Annotated in this window: 15 protein-coding genes; 6 read left to right on the top strand and 9 right to left on the bottom strand. The window is 59.1% G+C overall.

Annotated elements, in window-relative coordinates; all coding sequences use genetic code 11:
* Positions 1–3: 3 nt before the first annotated feature.
* From cysK to tyrS, 4 genes are all read right to left on the bottom strand, one after another.
* Entirely contained in the window at positions 4–924 is a 921-nt protein-coding gene (gene cysK, locus I5L03_RS08650) for a cysteine synthase A (protein ID WP_197921333.1), read from the bottom strand.
* Positions 925–927: 3 nt separating this feature from the next.
* Positions 928–2,259, bottom strand: a complete 1,332-nt coding sequence (locus tag I5L03_RS08645) for an MFS transporter (RefSeq protein WP_234035150.1) — start codon at positions 2,257–2,259, stop codon at positions 928–930.
* A gap of 51 nt (positions 2,260–2,310) precedes the next feature.
* Positions 2,311–2,649, bottom strand: a complete 339-nt coding sequence (locus I5L03_RS08640; protein WP_197921332.1) for a PilZ domain-containing protein — start codon at positions 2,647–2,649, stop codon at positions 2,311–2,313.
* A gap of 70 nt (positions 2,650–2,719) precedes the next feature.
* Positions 2,720–3,952 (bottom strand): tyrosine--tRNA ligase, encoded by a 1,233-nt coding sequence (gene tyrS, locus I5L03_RS08635; RefSeq protein WP_197921331.1) that lies wholly within the window; start codon positions 3,950–3,952, stop codon positions 2,720–2,722.
* 60 nt (positions 3,953–4,012) lie between these two features.
* Between tyrS and I5L03_RS08630 the strand changes: the two genes are divergently transcribed.
* The 4 genes from I5L03_RS08630 to I5L03_RS08615 are packed head-to-tail and all read left to right on the top strand — an operon-like array spanning position 4,013 to position 7,123.
* Positions 4,013–4,558, top strand: coding sequence for a DOMON-like domain-containing protein (locus I5L03_RS08630; RefSeq protein WP_197921330.1), 546 nt, complete (start codon positions 4,013–4,015; stop codon positions 4,556–4,558).
* Positions 4,555–5,757, top strand: a complete 1,203-nt coding sequence (locus tag I5L03_RS08625; protein WP_197921329.1) for an exo-beta-N-acetylmuramidase NamZ family protein — start codon at positions 4,555–4,557, stop codon at positions 5,755–5,757. Before I5L03_RS08630 ends, I5L03_RS08625 begins: the two co-directional genes overlap by 4 nt.
* On the top strand, positions 5,754–6,179 hold the full coding sequence (locus tag I5L03_RS08620; protein WP_234035149.1) for a hypothetical protein: 426 nt from the start codon (positions 5,754–5,756) through the stop codon (positions 6,177–6,179). Before I5L03_RS08625 ends, I5L03_RS08620 begins: the two co-directional genes overlap by 4 nt.
* 35 nt (positions 6,180–6,214) lie before the next feature.
* Entirely contained in the window at positions 6,215–7,123 is a 909-nt protein-coding gene (locus tag I5L03_RS08615) for a class I SAM-dependent methyltransferase (protein ID WP_197921327.1), read from the top strand.
* Here the strand turns inward: I5L03_RS08615 and I5L03_RS08610 are convergent.
* The 5 genes from I5L03_RS08610 to I5L03_RS08590 form a co-directional block, all read right to left on the bottom strand.
* Positions 7,120–8,415, bottom strand: coding sequence for a serine hydrolase (locus tag I5L03_RS08610; protein WP_197921326.1), 1,296 nt, complete (start codon positions 8,413–8,415; stop codon positions 7,120–7,122). The two genes, I5L03_RS08615 and I5L03_RS08610, sit on opposite strands and share 4 nt — an antisense overlap.
* A 90-nt stretch (positions 8,416–8,505) precedes the next feature.
* Positions 8,506–9,582, bottom strand: coding sequence for a hypothetical protein (locus I5L03_RS08605; RefSeq protein ID WP_197921325.1), 1,077 nt, complete (start codon positions 9,580–9,582; stop codon positions 8,506–8,508).
* 60 nt (positions 9,583–9,642) lie between these two features.
* Positions 9,643–10,503, bottom strand: a complete 861-nt coding sequence (locus tag I5L03_RS08600; RefSeq protein WP_197921324.1) for a DUF817 domain-containing protein — start codon at positions 10,501–10,503, stop codon at positions 9,643–9,645.
* The gene (gene parE / locus I5L03_RS08595) at positions 10,500–12,488 is read right to left on the bottom strand and encodes a DNA topoisomerase IV subunit B (RefSeq protein ID WP_197921323.1); all 1,989 of its coding nucleotides are present in this window, start codon (positions 12,486–12,488) and stop codon (positions 10,500–10,502) included. The genes I5L03_RS08600 and parE overlap by 4 nt, the downstream gene beginning before the upstream one ends.
* Positions 12,489–12,561: 73 nt before the next feature.
* A complete protein-coding gene (locus I5L03_RS08590) occupies positions 12,562–13,731 on the bottom strand; it encodes a penicillin-binding protein activator (protein ID WP_197921322.1) in 1,170 nt (389 codons plus the stop codon).
* A gap of 39 nt (positions 13,732–13,770) precedes the next feature.
* Here I5L03_RS08590 and rsmI point away from each other — a divergent pair, with 39 nt between their 5' ends.
* Positions 13,771–14,613 carry a 16S rRNA (cytidine(1402)-2'-O)-methyltransferase gene (rsmI, locus tag I5L03_RS08585; RefSeq protein ID WP_197921321.1) on the top strand — a complete coding sequence of 281 codons (843 nt, stop codon included), beginning with the start codon at positions 13,771–13,773 and terminating at the stop codon, positions 14,611–14,613.
* Positions 14,610–14,960, top strand: a complete 351-nt coding sequence (locus I5L03_RS08580; RefSeq protein WP_197921320.1) for a YraN family protein — start codon at positions 14,610–14,612, stop codon at positions 14,958–14,960. The genes rsmI and I5L03_RS08580 overlap by 4 nt, the downstream gene beginning before the upstream one ends.

Genomic DNA, 14,960 nt, shown 5'->3' with positions numbered 1-14,960 from the left:
GTCCTATTCGGTCGGCAGGAAGTCCGGCACCGAAAGATAACGCTCACCCGTATCGTAGTTGAAGCCGAGCACGCGGGTGCCTGCATCCAGCTCAGGTAGCTTCTTGGCGATAGCCGCCAGCGTTGCGCCGGAGCTGATGCCGATGAGCATGCCTTCTTCCGCCGCGCAGCGCCTGCCCATTTCCTTTGCCTCTTCGGCATCGACAGCGATTGCCCCATCGATCGACTGGGTGTGGAGATTCCCCGGAATAAAGCCAGCACCGATGCCTTGGATCGGGTGGGGCCCGGGTTGGCCGCCGGAAATCACCGGGGAGAGTTCAGGCTCAACGCCATAAGCGCGGCAATTCGGCCAGACTTTCTTCATCTCCTCCGCGCAGCCTGTCAGATGGCCGCCGGTGCCAACGCCCGTAATCATCACGTCGATCGGCGTGTCCTTGAAGTCATTGATGATTTCCTGTGCGGTCGTACGGGCGTGGATGGCCGGGTTGGAGTCATTTTCGAATTGCTGCGGCATCCACGCGTTCTCGGTTTGCTGGACCAATTCCTGTGCGCGTTCAATCGCGCCTTTCATGCCCTTTTCCTTGGGCGTAAGGTCGAATTCAGCACCATAAGCCAGCATCAGGCGGCGACGCTCAAGGCTCATGCTTTCGGGCATGACGAGGATGAGCTTGTAGCCTTTGACCGCAGCGACCATCGCCAGACCGATGCCGGTATTGCCGCTGGTAGGCTCCACAATGGTCCCACCAGGCTTCAGCGCGCCCGAATTTTCAGCGTCTTCCACCATCGCCAGCGCAATCCGATCCTTGATCGATCCGCCGGGATTGGCGCGCTCACTTTTGATCCAGACTTCGTGATCAGGAAACAGGCGCGAAAGGCGAATATGCGGCGTGTTGCCGATGGAATGCAAAATGCTGTCGAACTTCATGGGTCAGGTCCCTTCTGTGCCGGGCTTGGTGTCTTTTTTCTCTTGGATAAGAGATTGGGTGTGTTCGTGCTCTTGCAACTCTTCAGGCGGCTCGAAGGTCCGTGTCGTCCGCAAAACCGGGAACAAAACGGTCCAGAGGCCGACGGTGATGACTGCGCCCACACCGCCAAGTGCAACTGCCGCGACTGGTCCAATCAGAAACGCGAGACTGCCTGAGAAGAAGTCGCCGAATTCATTGCTCGCGCTGATAGTCAGCTGAGAGACCGACGATACGCGTCCGCGCTTCTCATCAGGCGTGTGGAGCTGGATCAGTGACTGCCGGATATACACGCTGAACATGTCCGCCGCGCCGACGACGAACAGCAGGGCTAAGCTCAGCACCATGGATCGGGAAAACGCAAAGCCGATGGTCGCCAGGCCGAAAACGGCGACGGCGATCAGCATCATCGGGCCGACATTGCTCTTCAATGGCCGGAAGCTGAAGAGCAAAGCAGTGGCCGCTGCGCCGACCGCGGGTGCCATCGCCAGCTGGCTGAGGCCTGTCGCGCCGACTTGCAGAATGTCGCGGGCAAAGACGGGGAAAAGCGCGGTTGCTCCGGCGAGGAAAACGGCGAAGAGATCCAGCGTAATCGTGCTCAGCACCATCTTGTTGTCGCGCACATAAATGAGCCCGTCGCGGATCTGCTTGATGGGCGCCTCTTTTGAACGAGGCTTGCGCGGTGGCAGGTCTTTGATCGCGGTGATCCCGATGAGGGCGACCCCAAACAACGCCGCCGCAACCACATAGGGCAGGGCAGGAGCCACGACGTACAGATACCCACCCATCGCAGGCCCGACGATGCTGCCAGTTTGCCAGGCAATGGAAGACAGCGCGATCGCTTGAGGCAACAGCTTTGGCGGGACGAGATTAGGCGCGAGTGCTGAATAAGCAGGGCCAGCAAAGGCGCGCACGACGCCGAGCACGATCGCGACCCCGAAAAGCAGCGGGAGCGACATTGCGTCCTGCCACGTCGCGGCGGCAAGTACGCCAGCACAGGCGATCTGGCCGAGGAGAGTCAACCGCGCGAGATTGCGCCTGTCGAACAGGTCTGCCGCAAGCCCGGTGAATGGGGTCAGGATGAAAAGCGGAAGGAATTGCAGGAGCCCGACCAGCGCGAGCTGACCCGAGGCCTCGCCCACGCTCATCCCGCCATCGCGCGCGAGATTATATGTTTGCCACCCGATAATCAGCAGCATCGCATACTGCGCCAGCATCTTCGCGAAACGCGAAATCACATAGGCGCGGAAATTGGCGATGTGAAATGGGTGGGTGGGTTCGCTCACACACAGCGCCATGGCAGCGCATGCGGCGCTTGCCAAGCTAGCTTGGATTTAGGTGAGTAAAGCTTATCCGCGCCGACGCAGGGCGGGATTTGGCTGCATTTCTGAAATCATCGATTGGAAATCATCGAGGCGGATAATCCGCTCGAACTGGAAGCCCGCACGGTCATCGGTGATCCAGATGCAATAGGCTTCAATCCGGCCAACAGCGGGTAGGCGGATAATCAGGCGATCTCCGCGCGCGATATTCACGATCTCATCGATCATGAAGCCGTGGGCAGAGATATTGGAAACGTGCAACTTCACGTCACCGTGGAGCAGATGTTCGGCGATAACCGAGTAGTCTACCGGATGCCGCGATGCGCGCCGCATATCGGTGACTGACAATTGTGCACCACCAGCCATAAGCTGCAGCCCTTCCTGTTTATTACGTTAGAAGGACCATCTGCCAGCAAATGGTGGATTTTTTGTAAAATCAGGTTTTGCGAAGTGCAGCGTGCTTTTTCTTGCCCAGGCTGAGACGCGCTTCGTCGCCATCGGCTATTTCGATGAGGAAGCCGGGATCGGAGACGGTCTCTCCGTCAATCTTTACAGCACCTTCGGCGATCTTGCGCTTGGCTTCGCCGTTCGATGCAGTGAAGCCGAGCGCGGTCAATACTGCACCTACGCGCATGCCCTCGGCAGGAATGTCGAGCGTAGGCAGGTCTTCGCCCATGCCGCCGCCGGCAAAAGTTTGCTCCGCCGTGGCGCGAGCCGATTTGGCCGCCTCTTCACCGCGTACAAGCTTGGTCACCTCATCTGCCAATATGGCTTTTGCGGTGTTGATCTCATTGCCCTCGAGCGCTTTCAGTCGCGCGATTTCGTCGAGCGGCAAATCGGTAAACAGCTTCAGGAAGCGGCCGACGTCGCGGTCGTCCGTATTCCGCCAGTACTGCCAGAAATCATAGGCGGGCAGCTGATCTTCGTTGAGCCAGATTGCACCGGATACCGACTTGCCCATCTTTTGCCCGTCCGCACGGGTAATCAGCGGCGCCGTGACACCGAACACTTCCTTGCCATCCATGCGGCGCGTCAGTTCGATGCCGTTGACTATATTGCCCCACTGGTCACTTCCGCCGAGCTGCAGCTGGCAACCATAATCGCGCGAAAGCTTCATGAAGTCATACGCCTGCATGATCATGTAGTTGAATTCGAGAAAAGTCAGTGGCTGTTCGCGATCGAGCCGCAGCTTGACCGAGTCGAATGTGAGCATGCGATTGATGGTGAAATGCGATCCGACATCGCGCAGTAGCTCGATATACCCCAGCTCGCTCAGCCAATCGTCATTATTGATCAGAAGCGCGCCGGTCTCGCTATCATCGAAGCGCAGCATCTTTTCAAAGCTGCTCTTGATCGATGCGATGTTGGCCGACAGCACGTCCTCGGTCAGCATCTGGCGCGTTTCGTCCTTGCCGCTGGGATCACCGACCTTGGCCGTACCACCGCCCATAATCACGATCGGGCGATGCCCGGCTTGCTGGACCCGGCGCAGCAGCATGATCGAGGCAAGATTGCCGATGTGCAGGGAAGGGGCCGTAGGGTCGAAACCCACGTATCCCGTCACGGTTTGTCGCGCGGCGAGGGCATCTAATCCCGCAGAGTCAGTCACCTGATGGACATGTCCGCGCTCATTGAGCAATTGCAGCAGATCGGAATCGTAAGTCGTCATTTCGGGGGATGTGGCGCTTTATATTGTTGGACCGGGGGCGCGTAGCACGGGGAACTCTGCTTGCAAACGCATGAACTGGCTTATCATGCCGCTCACCCACCACTTGCCATTCGCCGCGTCGAGGCGCGGGTATTGTCTCTGACCGACGCGTGGATGCGAGTGCGCTGGCGTATCGACGGGCCGGACAAATTGGTCGTTCCGTCTTTTGCCGGGAAGGGCCGGGCGGACAACCTCTGGCAGACCACTTGTTTTGAGCTTTTCATGATGCCGAAGGACGGAACGCCGGGCTATTCGGAGTTCAATCTCTCGCCATCGGAACGCTGGGCAGCCTATGATTTTGCCGATTATCGCGACGGCATGAGCCAGCGCGAATTCGCGCGAGAGCCAGATTGCACGATGCGCACGGGCCAATCGATCGCGATCTTCGACGCCTCGCTTCCACGCTCTCAAATGCCCGAGGCTCCTTGCGCGATAGGCCTTGCGGCAGTGCTCGAAGAAGAGGGCGGCGTAAAAAGCTACTGGGCGCTCAACCACCCCAAGGCTGAGCCCGATTTTCACGATCCTGCTTGCTTTGCGGCCTGTCTTGCGCGAACCCGCGCTGCATGAAATTCGGAATTGACCGGCTCCTCGCCGAGCCAGAGCTGCAAGAACCGCTAAAGGGCAAGCGCGTCGCGCTTGTCGCGCACCCCGCATCGGTCACGGCCGACCTGACCCACAGTCTCGACGCGCTGATTGCGGCGGGAATCAATGTGACGAGTGCTTTCGGCCCGCAGCACGGGCTGAAAGGCGACAAGCAGGATAACATGGTCGAGACGGCGGATGAGACCGATCCACACTACGGCATCCCCGTTTTTAGCCTCTACGGCGAGGTGCGTCGGCCGACCGAGCATATGATGTCGAGCGCGGATGTTTTCCTGTTCGACCTGCAGGATCTTGGCTGCCGCATCTACACCTTCGTCACCACGCTGCTCTACCTGCTCGAAGAAGCGGCGAAACAAGGCAAAAGCGTGTGGGTGCTCGACCGGCCCAATCCCGCGGGCAGGCCGGTGGAGGGCACGCTGCTGTTACCCGGCCACGAAAGCTTTGTTGGCGCCGCGCCCATGCCGATGCGCCACGGCCTGACGCTGGGCGAGATGGGCCTCTGGTTCATCCGCCACTTTGGCCTCGACGTGGACTACAAAGTCGTCACCATGCACCACTGGCTCCCTGAGGGGCCGGGGCATGGCTGGCCGAATAGCCGCATCTGGATCAATCCCAGCCCAAATGCCGCCAACGTGAACATGGCGCGCGCCTATGCTGGAACGGTGATGCTCGAAGGCGCAACGCTAAGCGAAGGGCGAGGCACCACCCGACCGTTGGAAGTGCTTTTCGGCGCTCCGGATATCGATGCTAAAGCTGTGCTTACTGAAATGCAAAGGATGGCGCCAGACTGGCTGGCCGGTTGCGCCCTGCGCGAATGCTTCTTCGAACCGACGTTCCACAAACACCAAGGCGAGTTGTGCAATGCTTTGATGATCCATGCCGAGGGAGCGCATTACGACCACGACGCGTTTCGTCCCTGGCGCTTGCAGGCGCTCGCCTTCAAGGCGATCCGCTCACTTTATCCCGATTATCCGATCTGGCGCGGCACGGATTTCAAATACGAATACACCGACAATGTCCTCGCCATCGATGTTATCAATGGCGGACCGGGACTTCGCGAATGGGTAGAGGACAGCGCGGCAAACCCCGCAGATCTCGGCGAAATGGCAGCGCGTGATGAAGCGCAATGGCGAGAGGAAATCGCCGAGCTGTTGCTCTATTGAGCGGGATGAAGAAGCGGGCCGGACTCGTCGATTTGCGGCAGCGGGCGTATCTCGCCATCTCTGGTAAGCAAGACATCGCAGCCATCGACATCGTGATGGACTGCCAAAAACAGTATCGCTTCATTCGGCTCAACCGTGTCACGTTCCAGCAATGGCAGATCCCTTTCCGCACGTGCATGGCGGATGGTGTCGCGGCAATTCTGTACGCCGAAAAGATCGAGCGGCGGATCGACAAATATGACCACATCTTCGGGATCGGACTCAGAAGAAAGCTCCGGAACATCCTGATTCGCAATCAGAAACGGCGCAGACACAAGAACGGCAGCTATCGAAACACTGGCTTTCATATCGTCTCTCCTCTTACCCACGACTTACCAAAAATCGGGCGGAAACGAAAGCTGGCGCCTCACCGCAGCGGTTAACCCGTTATTGCCCAAATGCTGCTAATCGATTGGCAATGGAACCCGAGCCCATCCTTACGACGGCAACAAGTGCCGATGTCGCGTGCAATATGTGCGGCTTCACCACGTGCGAGCATCTGTTCACAAAAAAAGACTTCCGGCTCGTTCGCTGCACGAATTGCGGGCTCGCCTATATCGCTAATCCGCCCGATGCGGAGGGGATCAAGGCGATCTACACCGCCAAGTCCAGCTATCACGATCAGCTTCTCGATTCCGGCTCTGACGAGTATCAACGCCAGCGCAAAACGGCGCATCAGCACATGCAGATGTTGCGGCACTTCCGGCCCGATCCTTCGGGCCTTCTGCTGCTGGATATAGGCTGTTCTTCGGGCATCTTCCTGGGCGAAGCGCGCTCTTTCGGGATGGTCTGCATGGGCGCGGAGCTTTCACCTGAGACTGCCGCATTTGCTCGCAAGCATTTCAGTCTGCCAGTGCATCAGGGCGATTGGCGCGATGCAGGTTTCGCCGATGCCAGTTTCGACATCATCACGCTGTTCGATGTGATCGAGCATTTACCCGATCCGCTGGGCGAGCTGAAAGCGCTGCATCGGCTGTTAAAGCCCGGAGGTCTGTTGCTGCTTTCCACGCCGGATATTGACGGGCTTTTCCCGCGCGCCTCCTATCCCCTGGCGAAGAAGCTCGATTATTGGCCGCATCCCGAACCCCCGCATCACCTATTCCAGTTTTCGCAAAAAACCCTGGCCGCAATGGTGGAGAAGGCTGGCTTCACCGTCGAAGGCGCGCGGCATACCTCCATCGATCTCAGCTATAATTTCGGCACGCTGGACAGTTGGAAACAAAGCCCGAAGATGCTGGCATACGCCGCTCTGTTTGCTCCTGTAGCAGTGCTGGGTCAGGCAATCGGCAAAGGCGATTGGCTTTATCTCGGCGCGACCAAACCCTAAAAGTCCGCAGCGAGCGCGACAGCCCGCGCCGAGAGCAGTTCGAATTGCTGCATGTCGACTTCAGCATCGGGATTATTCCAGCCCATGGTAATCGTCCACCACTCGCCAGCCTGATCCTGCAAAAGCCAGCTGAAATTGAGCACACCTGGCTCGGATCCGCCCTTGAATCCGGCATACCGCCAATCATCCTGCGTATTAGAGCTAAGCGAGGGATTGACGGCCATCACCCCCAAAGCGGTTTCCTCTCCGGCATCGCGAATACGCTCGAACAGAGCGGCGATATCGTTGCTGGAAGCGAACCATTCTATATCGATGGCATTTGGTCCGCCCGAGAAAGCGGCCATGATGTCATTTGTGTCGCGGTCCACGTTGGTGAGGGCGTTCAACGCGTCGCGTCGCTCGTCGACGTTCATCGCGCGATAGGCAGCAAGTTCCTCGTCCCCGCCCGATTTCAGCACGAACAATTCGCGCGTCGTCATGAAGGGCGAATTGAGTTCAGGGCGGTCATGGCCTGACGCAGCGACTTCTGCCTCGATGGCTTCGCGGCCTAGGACCTCAATCAGTTGATCGGTCGCCGTGTTGTCGCTGATCGAGATCATCAGAACGGCGAGCGTATGCAGAGTGACGGGAGAGCCGCTCGGCCAATCCTGCATCTGCCCGCTGGGATAGCTGCTCTGGTCGAGCTCGATGACATCGTCCCAAGCAAGATTCCCCGCCGCGATTGCCTGCGTGAGAGCTGAAAGAACGTAGAGCTTGAAAGTCGAGCCTAAGGCCAATTGGCTATTCGCATTATACGCCAGCAGCGGTGTCTCCGCGCCTAGCCGTGTGATGAGTAGGCTTGCCTCACCGGGCAGCGCCTCTAGGTCCGCGAGCAATCCTTCCGGACTGTCATCAAGCGGCTGGAAATCTGTCAGCCGAAAGCCGGTAACCAGGTGAGGAGCTTCAGCCTGGACCGACACCAACCCATTCGCCAGCGCGTCCTCAAATCGGAAAACCAGCTCAGCATTGGTTTCCGAAACCGGTGTGACCGATTCGAGGCCCACCAATTGCCCGAACTGGCTTTCCAGCTGGGTTCGGATGGCAAGGAATTGGTCTTCGGAAATGGAGTTGCGGAAGACGTCAGCGAAAACCTCCTCATATGCGATGTCCGCGCGCATAGCCGGGACGAGGTCTTGCGCGCGGGTCTCAACAGCAGTGGCTGCAGGGTTTCCTAGCGTCGCCTCTTCCTGTGCGCTCGTAGCCGAGGGAATGAGAGCGAGAGCGGCAGCTGCTGCAAGTATTAGGCGTGGCATCGATTTCTCCGCGGTCAGACAGTTTGCGCAGCAATTGTGCGGACAAGTCTCTTCGCGGTCAATGTCGGTGCATGATATCGCTATGTCGCCTCAGACCGACTTTTTGCGCACCGACCAGACGAAGCCGTCATACCAGAAATGTAGCAGCGAGCAGGCGAGGAAAGGCACGAGCGCGAGGCGCGAATCTATCTTGCCGGCAAAATTATAACCGAGGGCGACAAAAGCCGTAAACAGCAGGAACACTGCAAATGCCGCACGGGTAGAAAGGCGCGTGAAAGCGGTAATCCGCTTTCCTTCCTGCACCCAAACGATGACGTAATACTGCACGGCATGGTGAATATTGATCGTCGCAAAAGCGATGAGCGGCGGAAGGAAGCCCCATGCAAGAAAGGTCACCACTCCGGTGCTCGCGATGAGGCCGACTTTCTGCGGAGGAATGCTATAGCCAGCATCTTTGGCGCGGCTGTAATTCACCGTTGCCCAGACAATGCCGATGGCCCAAGTCGACAGCGCGATATTGCGAAGCGGGCCATGTCCTGTCTCCAGATATCCCGGCGCTGTCGCCAGCACGGCGAGCGGAGTTTCCGACAGGCCGGAGAATTGGTTCGCGTGAATTAGGAATGATGCGCCGACAAAAATCGGACCGACATAGAGCAGCCAATTCAGCAGCAGGTCGGTCCGCCGAAGATAGTTCGAACCATTGCCGGCCTTGAAATCGTAAATTCGTGCAATGCCGAAGGTCTGCATTGCGCTGTGATGAACATCCCAGAAAAACGCTACGACCCCGGCGATGATAAACACGGTCGGCGAAATCGCGAGGGCGGTTAACAAAACCACTGGAACCACTGTCAGCCGAAAGCGGTTGGCCGAGAACACATCCTGGTTGAGATAGGCCCGCGGCACCACCGCCACGAGATGGCCATAAGTGATCAGCGTCGCGAAAAAGAATGCGTAAACAGTAACTTCGCTCGAACTGGCGCCGAGTGCGAACTCAGTGCCTTTGAGCCAAACTGCCAAAAGCGCGAGTACCGCGAGGGGCGCTCCCCACAAAAGCAGGGCATCTGCCCAGGGCGAGGCGATTGCACGTTTGGGATCGGACAATTGGGCGAGAGTCGCATTTGCGGAAACCTGATTTTCGGCAGCGTCATCTATTGGCCTTGATGCCATTTTCGATCCCTTCCACGTCTCGACGCAGAGAGGGATAGTCTTTCTTGGTAAACGCTTCGTTTATGAATCGGGTTCTTGCGGGCGAGCGACTACGGCCACCAGCACGAAGGAAATGTACATCAAGAGATACCAAGAGCCGAGCTTGGCGAGCGATACCATCTGCCACCCTTCTTCCTGATCGGGATAGGCCCAGGCATTCGCGAAAGTCGCGATATTTTCCGCGAACCAGATGAAGAGCGCGACCAGCAGCCAACCGATGAGGAGCGGCATCCAGCGGGGCGTTCTCCACGGCGTGAAATAGACACGCGTTCGCCAGAACAGCAGGGTAATCGCGCCGAAAAGGAAATAGCGCACATCCGGCAGGTAATGATGTGCGAAGAAGTTCAGATAGATCGCGATGGCGGTCAGCCAGCTCAGCCATTTGCTGGGATAGTGCGTGTAGCGGAAATCAAAAATCCGCCAGACCCGCGCGATATAGCTGCCGACAGCGGCATACATGAAGCCGGAGAAAAGGGGCACGCCGCCGATCCGCAAAAACGCCTCTTCGGGATAGACCCACGATCCGACAGCGGTCTTGAAGATCTCCATCACCGTACCGACCACGTGAAAGGCAAGAATGACCTTGGCCTCGTCCCAAGTCTCGAGCCGGAACACGAGCATCGCGATCTGGATGGCGAGCGCCGCGAGAGTAAGAAAATCATACCGATGCAGCGCGGCATCGTCAGGATAGAACAGGTGCGTCGCCATCAGCAGCGCGAGCATCAAACCGCCGAACAGGCACGCCCACGCTTGCTTGAAGCCAAACAGAAAGAATTCGTAAAACCAGCTCGTCGGCCCGGCCGAGGGCTCGAACGCTTCGAGCCGGGCGCGAACGGCGGTAAAGCGGGTTTGTCCTGACCTCCGGCCCTGTTCAGCCGTCACGCGTCGATCATCTCGGGATCCACTTCGCCGGCGCGGTTTTGGATGAAATTGAAGCGGTGTTCGGGGTTGCGGCCCATTAACTGGTCGACCAGTTCTTTTACCGCAAAGCGTTGCTCGTGCTGATCGGGCAGGGTGATGCGGATCAGGCTGCGGGTGGCCGGGTCCATCGTCGTTTCGCGAAGTTGGCCGGGGTTCATTTCACCGAGGCCCTTGAACCGGCCGACTTCAACCTTTTTGCCTTTAAATTCATTCGCCTCAATCTCTGCGCGGTGTTCGTCATCGCGGGCGTAAAGGCTCTCCTTGCCAGCTGTGAGGCGGTAAAGCGGGGGCTGGGCGAGGTATAGGTGGCCGCGACGCACCAACTCCGGCATTTCCTGGAAGAAGAACGTCATCAGCAGGGTGGCGATATGCGCGCCGTCGACGTCGGCATCGGTCATGATGACGATGCGGTCGTAGCGCAGGTTTTCCGGATCGCAATCCTTGCGCATTCCGCATCCCAAAGCGAGCGCCAGATCGGCGATTTCGCTGTTGGCGCGGATCTTGTCCGCACTTGCGCTGGCAACGTTGAGGATCTTGCCGCGGATCGGCAGGATCGCCTGCGTCTTGCGATTGCGCGCCTGTTTGGCAGAGCCGCCCGCGGAATCGCCTTCTACGATGAACAGCTCGGTCTCGCCTTCACCATCGCCCGAACAATCCGTCAGCTTGCCGGGAAGGCGCAGCTTCTTCGAATTGGTCGCGGTCTTGCGCTTGATCTCGCGCTCTTGCTTGCGCTTGAGCCGCTCTTCCATGCGCTCCATGACCGAACCGAGCAGCGCCTTGCCGCGCTCCATATTGTCGGTGAGGTACTGGTCGAAGTGATCGCGCACGGCGTTCTCTACAAGCCGCGCTGCTTCGGGAGACGTCAGGCGATCCTTCGTCTGGCTCTGGAATTGCGGATCGCGGATGAAAACGCTGAGCATGATCTCCGCGCCGGTCATCACATCATCTGCAGTCAGGCTGCTCGCCTTCTTCACGCCGGTCAGTTCGCCGAAAGCGCGCAGGCCTTTGGTGAGCGCTGCTCGGAGGCCTGCTTCATGCGTACCGCCATCGGGGGTAGGCACAGTGTTGCAATACCAGCTCGTCGATCCATCGGACCAGAGCGGCCATGCGATCGCCCATTCGACACGGCCTTGCGAAGTGCCGTCGCTTTCGGGGAAATCCTGATTGCCGCTGAAAAATTCTGCGGTGACGCATTCGCGGTTGCCGACCTGTTCTTTGAGGTGATCGGCAAGGCCGCCAGGGAACTGAAAAGTCGCCTCGGCTGGCACGTCTTCGCTCGCGAGCGACGCCGCGCACTTCCAGCGAATTTCCACGCCTGCGAACAGATATGCTTTGGAACGAGCGAGCTTGAACAGCCGCGCAGGCTTGAAGGCCCGATCGCCGAAAATTTCGGTGTCGGGAATAAAGGTAACGCTGGTGCCGCGGCGATTGGGCGTATCTCCGACTTTGGTGATTTTCCCCTGCGGCTGTCCTTTGGAGAATTCCTGCGCGTAGACTTCCTTGTTCCGCGCCACTTCCACGCGCGTGAGGCTGGAAAGCGCGTTCACCACGCTGACACCCACACCGTGCAGACCGCCCGAGGTCGCGTAGGCCTTGCCCGAGAACTTGCCGCCGGAATGCAGCGTCGTCAGGATCACTTCGAGCGTCGACTTGCCGGGAAACTTCGGGTGCTCGTCAATCGGGATGCCGCGACCATTGTCGGTGATGGTCAGGCGGTTGCCTTCTTCCAGATACATCTCGATGCGATTGGCGTGGCCCGCGACCGCTTCATCCATCGCATTGTCGAGCACCTCGGCAGCCAGGTGATGGAGCGCGCGATCATCCGTCCCGCCGATATACATGCCGGGGCGGCGGCGGACAGGCTCAAGCCCTTCCAGCACCTCAATCGAGGATGAATCGTAGTCGCCACCAGAAGGGGCCGGTCCGTCAAAAAGATCGTCGCTCATACTGTCAGCTATAGGCGCACGGATTCCTCCGCTTCAAGCGGTGATAATCGACTTATCCGGCGCTAGTGCTGGTTTAGAACCCCGATGGCGCAGCATCGACCACGGTGAACACACCGTTGCCGACCTGCCGCACCTCGAAAGCGCGTTCGCCCACGCCATTGCTCATGAAGCGGATCGGACCATCGAGGCCAAGGAATCCTTCGCTATCGGTCAGCAAACCGTCAGGCAGGTCACGCCCCGGCCGCCAGTCGCGGGTCAGGCGCAAAGTGAGTAGGACTGCATCGTAGCCGAGCGATGCAATGCGGAAGGGCTCGTCACCGAAACGGCTTTCATAGCTTTCGGCGAAACGTTCGTACCGGTCATTGGAAACGGCGGAGAACCATGCTCCGCGCAGTTCGGGCACGCGGGTCAAGCCGGCTTCATCGCTCCACAGCTCGGTCCCTACGAGCGAGGGCAGATCGTCGCCCGCTTCTTTCAGGCGCGGAGCAGCCATGGCGGACATGCGCGCGCTGTCGGCGATCAGTATGGTGTCGAAACCGCCAGCGGTCGACAGCCGGTCAGCCGCGCTGAGGATGGAGGTATTTGACCGATCATAGCGCTCGATCGCAACTACATTGCCGCCCCGTTCGCCCACGATCCTCTCAAGCGCAGCAAGCGTGCGATTGCCATAATCGCCTCGCGGAGCAAGCGCGGCGAAATTGCGCGCACCCTGATCGATAGCGAAATTGATAGTCCGCTCAATCGATTGCTCGGGCACGTGGCCCATTACAAACACATCGTTGCGGGCGACGGTCGCATCATTTGAGAAGGTGATCAGCGGCACATCGGCGTCTCGCGCAGGCTGCAAAACGTTGCCGACGTTGTTGCGCACCAGCGGGCCGAGGATCAGACGGTTGCCGTCGGCAATCGCGCGCCGCGCCGCTTCGCCGGCGTCACTGCCCGTATCGTAAGTGGTGATGCGCAAATTCTCGGCACCCGTGTCGAGCAGGGCCATGGTGGTCGCATTGGCGATCGACTGGCCGACCTGTGCGTTCGTTCCGCTCAGCGGCACGAGGAGGGCAACACGATGCCGTTCCAGATCCTGCGGCAGCACATCGGCACTGGGCGCAGCAGCAGGCGCTGAGTCCGCAACAGGGGGCGCACGATCGATGACACCGCGGTCGCCATCCGGAATAACCGCGCACGCCGAAAGCGCGATCGCGCCCATTCCTATCGTAAGCAGACGCTTGAATTTACCGAACATGCTTGCTGTCTCCATTGAACCTGGTCCAAGGATGCACGCGTGACCGAAGCCACCGACCCTCTTTCACCCGGCCTCTATATCGTTGCCACCCCGATTGGCAATCTCGGCGATATCACTGTGCGCGCAAGCGAGACGCTGGCGAGGTGTGACGGGATCGCCTGTGAAGATACGCGGGTAACGCAGAAACTGATCCGCCATCTGGGCATCTCCAAGCCGCTTTGGCGCTATGACGATCACTCCGCCCCGAATGATCGCGCAAGACTGGTCGCGTCGATGCGGGACCGCGCTGTGGCGCTGGTGAGCGATGCGGGTATGCCGCTCGTCTCCGATCCGGGCTATCGGCTGGTGAACGACGCGAAAGAGGCTCGCGTGCCGATTACGGTGCTGCCCGGCGCGAATGCTCCGTTGACTGCCCTGGCGCTATCGGGACTTCCCAATGATCGCTTCATGTTTGCAGGCTTCTTGCCGCCCAAGGAAAAGGCACGCCGAGAGCTTCTGGAAGAGCTTGGCGCCGTCCGGACGACGCTGATTTTCTTCGAGACCGCACCACGCCTCGTAAAAAGTCTTTCCGCGATTGCGAGCCTCTTTCCCAATCGTGAAGTCGCGGTCGCGCGCGAATTGACCAAGCTTTACGAGGAATGCCGCACCGGCAGCGCCGCCGAACTGGCGCAGTATTACACGGATCACCCACCCAAGGGCGAAATCGTCCTATTGATTGGTCCTCCCATTGAGCAGAGCATGGACGCGGTGGATGTCGACGCAATGCTTCGCGATTTGCTCCAGACCGAAAAGGCTTCGAAAGCCGTGGCGCAAGTCGCCAAGGCCACGGGGCAGGATCGCAAGGCGCTTTACGCCCGGGCGATGGAGTTGAAGGGCCAGTGAAACGCCAGCTGGCAGAGAAGCGCGGCAGGCAAGGCGAGGGCAGGGCGGCAGCGTGGCTACAACTCAAAGGTTGGCGCATTATGGGCAAGCGCGTGCGCACTCCTGCGGGCGAGATCGACCTCATCGCCAAACGCGCCGGAATAGTGGCCTTTATCGAAGTCAAATGGCGCTCGAAGAAAGCCGACCTTGACCATGCAATCGACGAATACCGCCTTTCGCGCGTTGCCGCCGCAGTGGAAGCCGTGGCACACAATTACGCGACGGAAGGCGAAGACATCAGGGTGGATGTAATCCTGCTTGCACCCGGCTCCATGCCGCGCCACATCGTGAATGCCTGGCAACCCTGA

This window comes from Aurantiacibacter sediminis, from assembly GCF_016019885.1.
Lineage (GTDB): Bacteria > Pseudomonadota > Alphaproteobacteria > Sphingomonadales > Sphingomonadaceae > Alteraurantiacibacter > Alteraurantiacibacter sediminis.
Note: the sequence above shows the minus strand (reverse complement) of the source record. Positions and strands in the feature narration are given on the sequence as shown.

What these genes read in the sequence shown, in the direction of transcription:
- I5L03_RS08610 (WP_197921326.1), bottom strand. Translation starts at nt 8,415, where the DNA reads ATGCCACGCCTAATACTTGCAGCAGCTGCCGCTCTCGCTCTCATTCCC.
- I5L03_RS08605 (WP_197921325.1), bottom strand. Translation starts at nt 9,582, where the DNA reads ATGGCATCAAGGCCAATAGATGACGCTGCCGAAAATCAGGTTTCCGCA.
- tyrS (WP_197921331.1), bottom strand. Translation starts at nt 3,952, where the DNA reads ATGACGACTTACGATTCCGATCTGCTGCAATTGCTCAATGAGCGCGGA.
- I5L03_RS08625 (WP_197921329.1), top strand. Translation starts at nt 4,555, where the DNA reads ATGAAATTCGGAATTGACCGGCTCCTCGCCGAGCCAGAGCTGCAAGAA.
- parE (WP_197921323.1), bottom strand. Translation starts at nt 12,488, where the DNA reads ATGAGCGACGATCTTTTTGACGGACCGGCCCCTTCTGGTGGCGACTAC.
- I5L03_RS08590 (WP_197921322.1), bottom strand. Translation starts at nt 13,731, where the DNA reads ATGTTCGGTAAATTCAAGCGTCTGCTTACGATAGGAATGGGCGCGATC.
- I5L03_RS08640 (WP_197921332.1), bottom strand. Translation starts at nt 2,649, where the DNA reads ATGGCTGGTGGTGCACAATTGTCAGTCACCGATATGCGGCGCGCATCG.
- I5L03_RS08645 (WP_234035150.1), bottom strand. Translation starts at nt 2,259, where the DNA reads ATGGCGCTGTGTGTGAGCGAACCCACCCACCCATTTCACATCGCCAAT.
- I5L03_RS08615 (WP_197921327.1), top strand. Translation starts at nt 6,215, where the DNA reads ATGGAACCCGAGCCCATCCTTACGACGGCAACAAGTGCCGATGTCGCG.
- cysK (WP_197921333.1), bottom strand. Translation starts at nt 924, where the DNA reads ATGAAGTTCGACAGCATTTTGCATTCCATCGGCAACACGCCGCATATT.